A 9962-nucleotide genomic window follows, 5' to 3' on the forward strand; every position below is an offset into this window, starting at 1 on the left:
TCCTTTCCTGTTACGGCTGGTGTTCCATGCACGCACGTCCCGTCGTTCCCGGCTTGCCGGCGCTGGTGTTGGCTGCCCTGATCGGCACCATGGCGATGATGTCCTTCGTCGCCGTGATCGGCCCGGTGGTCCGCATGCTCGGCTTGTCCGAGTGGCATGCCGGCCTGTCGGTCACCGCCGCAGGCGTGTTGTGGATGCTGGCCGCGCGCCCCTGGGGCCAGCTCAGCGACCACATTGGGCGCAAGCGCGTGCTGATCCTGGCGATGAGTGCCTATACGGCGGTCTACATCGCACTGGCGGTGTTCATCGACGTCGCCCTGCAGGCGGTGCCGCCGGTACTGGTGTCGGTGCTGGTGCTGGTCGGCGCGCGCGGCTTGATCGGGCTGTTCTACGCGGCCGTGCCGCCCACGGCCGCTGCGCTGATTGCCGACAAGGCACCGACCGGGCAGCGCGCCAGTTTCCTCGCCCGGCTGGGCAGTGCCAACGCGCTGGGCATGGTACTGGGTCCGGCCGCTGCCGGCTGGCTGGCCTATACCAATCTTTCGCTGGCGCTGTACGTGGCCGCGTTGCTGCCGTTGCTGGCACTGGCATTGCTGGCCTGGCGGCTGCCGGCTACACCACCGGTGGTGGGCGCGTCCGCACAGCGCCGCACGCCGATGAGCCGTCTCGACGCGCGCCTGCGCCTGCCGCAGCTGGCAGCGTTCATCGCGATGGTCTCGGTGACCATCGCGCAGGTCACGGTCGGCTTCTTCGCGATTGATCGCCTGGGCCTGGATGCGGCGGCCGGTGCACGCATGGCCGGCATCGCACTTACCGCCGTTGGTGTCGGCCTGATCCTGGCGCAGGCGCTGGTGATGAAGCTGGAGGTGCATCCACACCGCTGGATCGTCCTTGGCGCGCTGATTTCCGGAATTGGCTTTGCTTCGGTGGCGGGCGTGCAGCAGGGCTGGCAGTTGCCGGCGGCGTACGCGTTGGCCGCGTTTGGCATGGGCTTCGTATTCCCCTCGTTCCAGGCGCTGGCCGCCGATGCGGTGGAGGCGCACGAGCAGGGCGCCGCCGCCGGCACCGTCGCTGCCGCGCAGGGGCTGGGCATGGTGGCCGGGCCGATGCTCGGCACGCTGTTGTATCGCGGCGGGCCGAGCCTGCCTTACCTGCTGGTCGGTGCGCTGCTGCTGTTGCTGTGCGCGCTGGCTGCAGCGCATCGGACGAAGGAGACCCCATGAACGATTCCCTGATGCAGGGCGCGTGGCCGGAGGCTGCGCCAGCGTCACTGGACAGCACCGACGACGCGTCGCTGTTCCTGCTGCAGCATGCCGGCCAGCACGTGCATGCACGCGGCTGCCGCGCCACGCTGCCGGCCGGTGCACTGGCGACATTGGCAGAACGCGTCTCGGCGTTCTTTGCCCGGCAGCGTGGCGGCCCGGGCCTGCTGGTTGGCGCAGTGCCGTTCGAACCGCGTGCGGACGATGCGCTATTCCAGCCCGAGCGCCTGCTGCCGGCACTGGCACTGCAGCCGCAGGCCGCACCGCCGCTGGACGGTTCCCTGAAGGCCGAGCCTGCGCCGCAGGACTATGCGTCAGCGGTTGCAGCGGCGGTGCAGGTACTGCGCGCGCCCGAACTGAACCTCCAGAAGGTGGTGCTGGCGCGCAGCCTGCTGGCACGCACCCGCCAGGCGCTGTCTCCGGACGTGCTGCTGGCACGCTTGGGCGCAGATCCGTCGGTGGCGACCTACGCGGTGCCGTTGCCGGTGGAGCTGGGCCAGGCACCGGCCTGGCTGGTGGGGGCGACGCCGGAACTGCTGCTGCGCAAGCGCGGCGCCGAGCTGTTGTCGCATCCGCTGGCCGGTTCCGCGCGGCGCAGCGCCGATGCCGCCGAGGACGAGCGTGCGGCGCAGGCGCTGCTGGCCTCGGCCAAGGACCACGACGAGCACCGCCACGTGGTCGAAGCCATCGTCGAGGGCCTGGCACCGTACTGCAGCCACATCGATGCGCAGCCGCGCCCGGTGCTGCATGCCACCGCCAGCATGTGGCACCTGGGCACCCGCATCCACGCCACCCTGAAGGATCCGCAGGCGTCTGCCGCCGAACTGCTGGCGCAGCTGCACCCCACGCCGGCAGTCTGCGGTACGCCACGGTTGGCGGCGCTGCAGCGCATCCGCGAGCTGGAACCGGTGCCGCGCGGCTTCTACGCCGGTGCCGTGGGCTGGTTGCACGCGCAGGGTGACGGCGACTGGTACGTGGCGATCCGCTGCGCGCGCCTGCAGGGCACGCAGCTGCGCCTGTATGCCGGTGCCGGCATCGTCGCCGAGTCACACCCCGAGGCCGAGGTGGCCGAAACCGCAGCGAAGTTCGCTGCCCTGTTGAACGCGCTGGGTGTCCATGAATCCGCGCCCGCCATCGAGCCTGCCGCATGAGTACCTCCACTGACTCTTCCCGCCTGCCACTGCAGCAGGTGTGGCCCGACACGCTGGTGGCGCGCTATCGCGAAGCCGGTCACTGGCGTGGCGAGACCTTCCCGGGTTTCCTGCGCGAGCGTGCAGAACGCTACGCCGATGACATCGCGGTAGTCGCCGGCGACGTACGCCTGAGCTATGCGCAGCTGTGGCATGAGGCAGGCCGCATCGGTGCGGGCCTGCTGGCGCTCGGCCTGCAGCCTGGCGAACGGGTGCTGGTGCAGCTGGGCAATACCGCCGGGTTCATCACCACGGTCTGCGGCCTGTTCCGCGCCGGCCTGGTGCCGGTGTATGCGTTGCCGGCGCACCGCATCACCGAGCTGGTCCACTTCGCCAGCAAGGCGGAAGCCAGTGCCTACATCACCACCGCACTGCACGATGGCTTCGATCATCGCGCGTTGGCAAGGGCGCTGCAGGCCGAAGTGCCGGCGGTTCGCCATGTGGTGATCGACGGCGATGCGGCGGAGTTCATCGCGCTGGAGGCACTGCAGGGCGATCGCAGCCAGCTGCCGTCCGATCCGGACCCGCAGTCGGTGGCGTTCCTGCAGATATCCGGAGGCAGCACCGGGCTGTCCAAGCTGATTCCGCGTACCCACGACGACTACATCTACTCGTTCCGCGCCAGCAATGACCTCTGCGGCATCGACCGCGACAGCGTCTATCTGGTCGCGCTGCCGGCCGCGCACAATTTCCCGATGAGTTCGCCGGGCTTCTTCGGCGCACTGTATGCCGGCGCCCGCGTGGTGCTCAGTCCCGGCCCCGGTCCGGATGCGGCCTTCCCGCTGATCGCCCGCGAGCAGGTGACCTGCTGCGGGCTGGTGCCGCCGCTGGCGTTGCTGTGGGCACAGGCCGCCGCCACCAGCAAGCATGATCTGTCCAGCCTGCAGGTACTGCAGGTAGGCGGCGCCAAACTGGTGCCGGAAGCCGCACGACGGGTGATCGATGGCCTTGGCTGCACGCTGCAGCAGGTGTTCGGCATGGCCGAAGGCCTGGTCAACTACACACGGCTGGATGACCCGGAGGAACTGATCGTGGCCTGCCAGGGCAGGCCGATCAGTCCGGATGATGAAGTGCGCGTGGTCGATGATCACGACCAGCCGGTGGCCGAAGGCGAGGTAGGGCATCTGCTCACCCGTGGGCCGTACACCATCCGCGGCTACCACAACGACGCGGTCGCCAATGCGCGCTCGTTCACCGATGACGGCTTCTATCGTACCGGTGACCGTGTGCAGCAGCTGCCCGGAGGCTACCTGGTGGTGCAGGGCCGCGCCGGTGACCACATCAACCGTGCCGGCGAGAAGATCTCCGCCGAAGAGATCGAAGATCACCTGCTGGCCCACCCCGGTGTGTTCGATGCGGCCGTGGTCTCCATTCCCGACGAGTACCTGGGCGAGCGCAGCTGTGCCTTCGTGATTCCGCAGGGCGAACCGTTCAAGGCGCCGGCGCTGAAGTCCTGGATGCGCGGGCGCGGCCTGGCGGCGTTCAAGGTGCCCGACCAGGTCGTGTTGGTCGACAGTTTCGATACCACCGCGGTCGGCAAGATCAGCCGCCGCGAACTGCGCGCGCAGTTGCGTGCGCGTCATCTGCAACAGACAGGAGGAACGCGCTGATGGCGCTGCCCCGTATCACCGATTACCCCTTGCCGACCGCCGCCGAACTGCCGCAGGCACGCGGCCCGTGGCGCCCGCAGCGCGATCGTGTCGCCTTGCTGGTGCACGACATGCAGCGCTACTTCCTGGCCGCATTCGACGCCGGCAATGCACCGCTGCGGCCGGCCGTGGACAACATCGCACGCCTGCTGGCGCATTGCCGCGCGCGCGGTATTCCGGTGTTCTACACCGCCCAGCATGGCGACCAGGATCGCCGTGACCGTGGCCTGCAGGCCGACCTGTGGGGACCGGGCATGCGCCGCAGCGCCGACCATGAACCGATCATCGACGCGCTGGCACCGCAGCCGGGCGAGCACGTGCTGGTGAAGCACCGTTACAGCGCGTTCCAGCGCAGCAACCTGGAGACGCTGATGCGGGTGCGTGGCCGCGACCAGTTGCTGGTGACCGGCGTGTACGCCCATATCGGCTGCACCGCGACCGTGGTCGAAGCGTTCCAGCGTGATATCGAGGCCTTCATCGCCGCCGATGCCGTGGCGGACTTCTCGCGCGCCGATCACGATCAGGCGCTGCATTGGATCGCACGCACCTGTGGCGTGCCGATGACCACCGACCAGTTGCTGGAGGTGCTGTGATGGCTGCCACCGCTGAGATGCTGGATCTGGAGCGGATGCGTGCCGACGTGGCGCGCGTTCTGGAATGTACGCCGGCCGAGATCGGTGACGACGACAACCTGATCGACCTGGACCTGGACTCGATGCGCATGCTCGGCCTGGTCCTGGCCTGGGGCAACACCGGCCTGCCGATTGAGTTCTCGCAGTTGGCCGAGCACACCACGCTGCGCCAATGGTGGAACGTGGTGCAGACGCTGCAGGCCGCGCAGAACGCATGAACGCCGCTGCGCTGGCCACGCCGGTGGCATTGACCGAGGCCCAGACCGGACTGTGGTTTGCACAGCGGCTGGCGCCGGACAATCCGTCATTCAATACCGCGCACGCGGTGTGGATCGATGGCCCGCTGGACGTGACCGCGTTCGTTGCAGCGGCAGACCAGGCTGCGTTCGAAGCCCAGGCCTTTGCGCTGCGCTTTGCCGAAGGGGCCGATGGCCAGCCGCTGCAGTGGTACGACCCGGCACACGTGCCGCTGCTTTCGGTGCGTGATGTTTCCGCCGAAGCGGATGCTGCCGCTGCGGCACGCAGCCTGATGCACGCCGACCGGCTGAGCCCGGTCGACCCCGCCCGCGACCGGATCAGCCAACAGATGCTGCTTGAGCTGGGCGGGCAGCGCTGGGTCTGGTACCTGCGGGTGCATCATCTGGCGGCTGATGGCTATGGCATGGCGCTGTTCACCGATCGCGTGTGCGCGTTGTACGCCGGCCGCATGGGTGAGCCACTGCCGGGGCTGGCGGGCGTGCTGGCCGATGATGCCGCTTATCGTGCCGATCCGCGCCGCGCGCTGGCCGGGCAGTGGTGGCGTGAGCACATGCAGGGCGCACCGGCAGGCGTGGGCCTGGCCGGCACGCTCGCGGCCAGTGACGACGCGCTGCGCTGGGTGCAGCCGCTCGATGCGGCCTTCCGTGAGCAGCTGCTGCAGGCCTCGGTGCGTTGGCTGCAGCCCTGGCCGGATGTGCTGGCCGCGTTGTCGGCCGAGTACCTGCGGCGGATGAGCGCGGCCGATGAAGTGGTGCTGGGCGTGCCCTACATGGGGCGGCTCGGCAACGCGTCGGCGCGGGTGCCGGCGATGGTGATGAATGTGTTGCCGCTGCGCGTGGCGGCCGGCGAGGGCAGCGTGGAGGCCTTCACCCGCGGCCTGGGCCTGCAGCTCAGCCAGGGTCGCAAGCACGGCCGTTACCGCGGTGAGCAGCTGCGCCGGGACCTGGGCCTGGTCGGCGCGCAGCAGCGCCTGCACGGTTCGTTGGTGAACGTGCAGCCGTTCTACAGGCCGCTGGCGCTGGCCGACGTGCAGGCGACGCTGGAGGTGCTGTGCACCGGGCCGGTGGATGACCTGACGCTGGGCTTCCGTGGCGATGGCCAGGCGCTGCTGGATCTGGAAATCGAGGCCAATCCCGCGCTGTACAGTCGCGAGGATGTCGAGGCGCACGCGGCGCGGCTGCTGCATTTCGTATCGGCGGCGCTGCAGGCTGACGATATCGCAGCCGTGCCCCTGGCGACGCCCAAGGAGGCGCAGCAGGTGCTGCAGGAATTCAATGCCACCGCGCACGCGCTGCCGGAGACGACCCTGGTCGAGCTGCTGCAGCAGGGCATGGATCGGGACCCACACGCGCCTGCGCTGGTGTTCGGCGACGCTGCTTTGGATTACGCAACGCTGGAAGCGCGCAGTTTCGCGCTGGCTGCACAGCTGCGGGCGATGGATGTCGGCCCGGGCAGCGTGGTGGCGGTGGCATTGCCGCGCTCGCTGGAGCTGGTGATCGCTCTGGTCGCGGTGCTGCGCGCAGGCGCGGCCTACCTTCCGCTGGACCTGGCCCATCCCGATGAGCGGCTGGCACGTATTTTCGCGTCGGCACAGCCGGTGTGCGTACTGGCTGCGGCCGAGGATTCGGCGCGCATGGCCGGCGTGCCGGTGCTCGCGCCGGAGCAGTGGACGGCGCTGAGCTTCGCCGCGCCATGGGCCGATCCGGCGCCCAGCGATGCGGCGTATGTGATCTATACCTCCGGTTCGACCGGCGAGCCGAAGGGCGTGGTCATCGAACATCGTGCCATCGTCAACCGCCTGCTGTGGATGCGCGAGCACTACAGCATCCGTGCCGACGACCGCGTGCTGCAGAAGACCCCGGCCACCTTCGATGTCTCGGTCTGGGAGTTCTTCCTGCCGCTGCTGTGTGGGGCCACCCTGATGGTCGCCGGGCCGGACGCGCATCGCGATCCCACCGAACTGGCGCGCTTGATCCGTGGGCATGGGATCACCACGGCGCATTTCGTGCCGTCGATGCTCGATGCCTTCCTCGCTGCGCCGGCTTCGGCAGGGCTGCAGCTGCGCCGGGTGTTCACCAGCGGTGAGGCGCTGGACGCCTCATTGCGCGACCGTTTCCACACGCACGTGCACGCAGAGCTGCACAACCTGTACGGCCCGACCGAGGCGGCGGTGGATGTCAGCTACTGGCCGGCGTCGGCGCAGGATCGCTCGCGGCCGGTGCCGATCGGATTCCCGGTCTGGAATACCCGCCTGTACGTGCTGGACGCCCGGATGCAGCCGGTGCCGGTCGGTGTGGCCGGTGACCTGTACCTGGGCGGGGTGCAGCTGGCACGCGGCTATCTCGGTCGCGACGATCTGACTGCCGAACGCTTCATCGCGAATCCGTTCCGGGCGGGCGAGCGCATCTACCGCACCGGCGACGTAGCCCGTTGGCGCCGCGATGGTGCGGTCGAGTATCTCGGCCGCAGTGACCATCAGGTAAAACTACGCGGCCTGCGTATCGAGCTGGGCGAGATCGAGGCGGCACTGCGCGAGCTGCCTGGCATGGAGCGGGTGGAAGTGCTGCTGCGCCAGGATGCTCCCGGCGATGCGCGTCTGGTGGCCTATGTTCCAGCGGCGCATGCCGACGCCGTGACGCTGCGCAGCCACCTCGCCACGCGTGTGCCGGACTACATGGTGCCCTCGGCCTTCGTTGGTGTGGACCACTGGCCGGTGACCGCCAACGGCAAGCTCGATCGCAACGCGTTGCCGAAGCCACCGCAACTTGAAGTTGCCGGCTTGGCGCCGCGCACGCCGCTGGAACAGGAGCTGGCGTTGATGTTCGCACAGGCGCTTGGGCGTGAGGCGCCGGTGGCAGTGGATGCAGATTTCTTCAGTCTCGGCGGTGATTCGTTGTCGGCGGTGCACCTGCTGCTGGCGATCGAGCAGCGCTGGCGCTGCGATCTGGGTCTGGGTGCCTTGTTTGCCCAGCCCACCGTGGCCGCGCTGGCAGTTCGCATTGCCGAGCCGCCCGCGCTGGCCGATCACGCACTGGGGCCAGTGATCGCGCTGGCCGCGACCGACGCTGCCGGGCCCACGCCGCTGTTCGTGCTGCACCCGGCCGGGGGGATCGCCTGGAACTACCGCACCCTGGCCCGGGCACTGCAGCCGGCACGCCCGGTGTATGGCCTGCAGTCGCCGGCCCTGGACGCGCGGCTGCCGCTGCCAAGCAGCATCGAGGCGATGGCCAACGACTACGTACAGCGCGTGGTCGCATTGCAGCCGAAGGGGCCGGTGCATCTGCTGGGCTGGTCGGTGGGTGGCATCCTCGCCCAGGCGATGGCGGTGCGCCTCCACGAGATCGGGCGCGAGGTTGGCGAGCTGGTGCTTCTGGACGCCTATCCCAGCGAGTGCTGGCGGGCCGAGCCGGAACCCGATGCCATCGCTGCATTGCGGGCACTGCTGGCGATTGCTGGTCATGACCCGGATGCGCATCCGGAACTGGACAGCCGTGAACGCATTCTGGCGTTCCTGCGGCGTGGTGGCAGTGCACTCGGCAGCCTGCCGGATGTGGTGCTCGACGGCGTGGTGCGCGCGGTGACCGGCACCAATCGATTGATCCGCGAACACATCCACCAACGGTTCGATGGCACGCTGGTGCACGTCCGCGCGGGCCGGGATCACCAGGCGCGACCACAGCTGCAGTCGGCGTTGTGGCGGACCCACGCGCGCAAGGTGCAGGCCTTGGAACTGCCGTTCCTGCACGCCGAGCTGACCGGCCGCGATGCGGTGGCGCAGCTGGCGCCGTGGTTGTCGGCGCGGTTGCGCCAATGGGACGAGCAACAGGAGATCGCAACATGCAGTTGACCGGTTTTGAAGGCCGCGTGGCGTTGGTGACCGGTGCCGCCGGCGGCATCGGCGAGGCACTGGTACGGCTGTTGGCCGAGGCCGGCTGCACGGTGGTGGCGACCGATCGTGAGGCGCCACACGTGGCCGATACGCGGGTCAGGTCGTTCGCACTCGACGTGACCGACAGCGCAGCGGTGGACGCCCTGGTGGATCGTGTGGAAGCCGGCATCGGGCCCATTGGCCTTGCCTCCAACGTGGCGGGTGTTCTGCATGTGGGAGCTGTTGCGGAGACCACCGATACCGATTGGCGCCGGGTGTTCGCGGTCAACGCCGATGGCGTGTTCCACGTTGGGCGTGCGCTGGCGCGGGTGATGTCACCGCGTGGCCAGGGCGCGATCGTCACCGTCAGCTCGAATGCGGCCGGTGTGCCGCGGCATGGCATGGCGGCGTATGCCGCGTCCAAGGCCGCCGCCACCATGTTCACCCGCTGCCTCGGGCTGGAGCTGGCGCCGCTGGGCATCCGCTGCAACATCGTCGCCCCGGGGTCCACGTTGACCCCGATGCAGACCGGCATGTGGCAGGACGAGCGCGGTGCCGAGCGGGTAATCGCCGGCAGCCTGGAGTCCTACAAGGCCGGCATTCCACTGCGCAAGCTGGCCACCCCCGAGGACATTGCGCACTCAGTGATGTTCCTGCTCTCGGAACAGGCCGGGCACGTGGCGATGAGCGACCTGTACGTGGACGGCGGCGCCACCCTGCGCGCCTGAGCCCCGACCGCCGCCTGCCGGCAGTGGTAGTGCCGGCCGCTGGCCGGCAACCCACAGCTCCGGTAGTGCCGGCCGCTGGCCGGCAATCCATAGCCCCGGTAGTGCCGGCTGCTGGCCGGCAATCCATGGCCCCGGTAGTGCCGGCCGCTGGCCGGCAACCCACAGCTCCGGTAGTGCCGGCCGCTGGCCGGCAATCCATAGTCCCGGTAGTGCCGGCCGCTGGCCGGCAACCCTGGCCCCGGTAGTGCCGGCCGCTGGCCGGCAATCCATAGCCCCGGTAGTGCCGGCCGCTGGCCGGCAATCCATAGCCCCGGTAGTGCCGGCCGCTGGCCGGCAATCCATAGCCCCGGTAGTGCCGGCCGCTGGCCGGCAATC

At 69.3% G+C, this 9962-nt stretch carries 7 protein-coding genes; all 7 read left to right on the forward strand.

Features of this window, described 5'->3' with window-relative positions:
- Nucleotides 1-26: 26 nt before the first annotated feature.
- From AC5P5R_RS20430 to AC5P5R_RS20460, 7 genes are read left to right on the forward strand one after another with little or no spacing between them, the layout of a single operon-like run.
- A complete protein-coding gene (locus AC5P5R_RS20430) occupies nucleotides 27-1223 on the forward strand; it encodes an MFS transporter (RefSeq protein WP_012480512.1) in 1197 nt (398 codons plus the stop codon).
- Complete coding sequence (locus tag AC5P5R_RS20435) at nucleotides 1220-2413, forward strand: isochorismate synthase (RefSeq protein ID WP_164281594.1); 1194 nt, start codon at nucleotides 1220-1222, stop codon at nucleotides 2411-2413. The genes AC5P5R_RS20430 and AC5P5R_RS20435 overlap by 4 nt, the downstream gene beginning before the upstream one ends.
- Entirely contained in the window at nucleotides 2410-4062 is a 1653-nt protein-coding gene (locus AC5P5R_RS20440) for a (2,3-dihydroxybenzoyl)adenylate synthase (RefSeq protein ID WP_012480510.1), read from the forward strand. Before AC5P5R_RS20435 ends, AC5P5R_RS20440 begins: the two co-directional genes overlap by 4 nt.
- Complete coding sequence (locus AC5P5R_RS20445; RefSeq protein WP_033835614.1) at nucleotides 4062-4694, forward strand: isochorismatase family protein; 633 nt, start codon at nucleotides 4062-4064, stop codon at nucleotides 4692-4694. The genes AC5P5R_RS20440 and AC5P5R_RS20445 overlap by 1 nt, the downstream gene beginning before the upstream one ends.
- Entirely contained in the window at nucleotides 4694-4951 is a 258-nt protein-coding gene (locus tag AC5P5R_RS20450; RefSeq protein WP_005409947.1) for a phosphopantetheine-binding protein, read from the forward strand. Before AC5P5R_RS20445 ends, AC5P5R_RS20450 begins: the two co-directional genes overlap by 1 nt.
- On the forward strand, nucleotides 4948-8838 hold the full coding sequence (locus AC5P5R_RS20455) for an enterobactin synthase subunit F (RefSeq protein ID WP_111723002.1): 3891 nt from the start codon (nucleotides 4948-4950) through the stop codon (nucleotides 8836-8838). Before AC5P5R_RS20450 ends, AC5P5R_RS20455 begins: the two co-directional genes overlap by 4 nt.
- Nucleotides 8829-9587, forward strand: coding sequence for a 2,3-dihydro-2,3-dihydroxybenzoate dehydrogenase (locus AC5P5R_RS20460; RefSeq protein ID WP_100438593.1), 759 nt, complete (start codon nucleotides 8829-8831; stop codon nucleotides 9585-9587). Before AC5P5R_RS20455 ends, AC5P5R_RS20460 begins: the two co-directional genes overlap by 10 nt.
- The last annotated feature ends 375 nt before the right edge of the window (nucleotides 9588-9962 follow it).

The organism is Stenotrophomonas sp. YJH_SMC_19 (assembly GCF_059367915.1).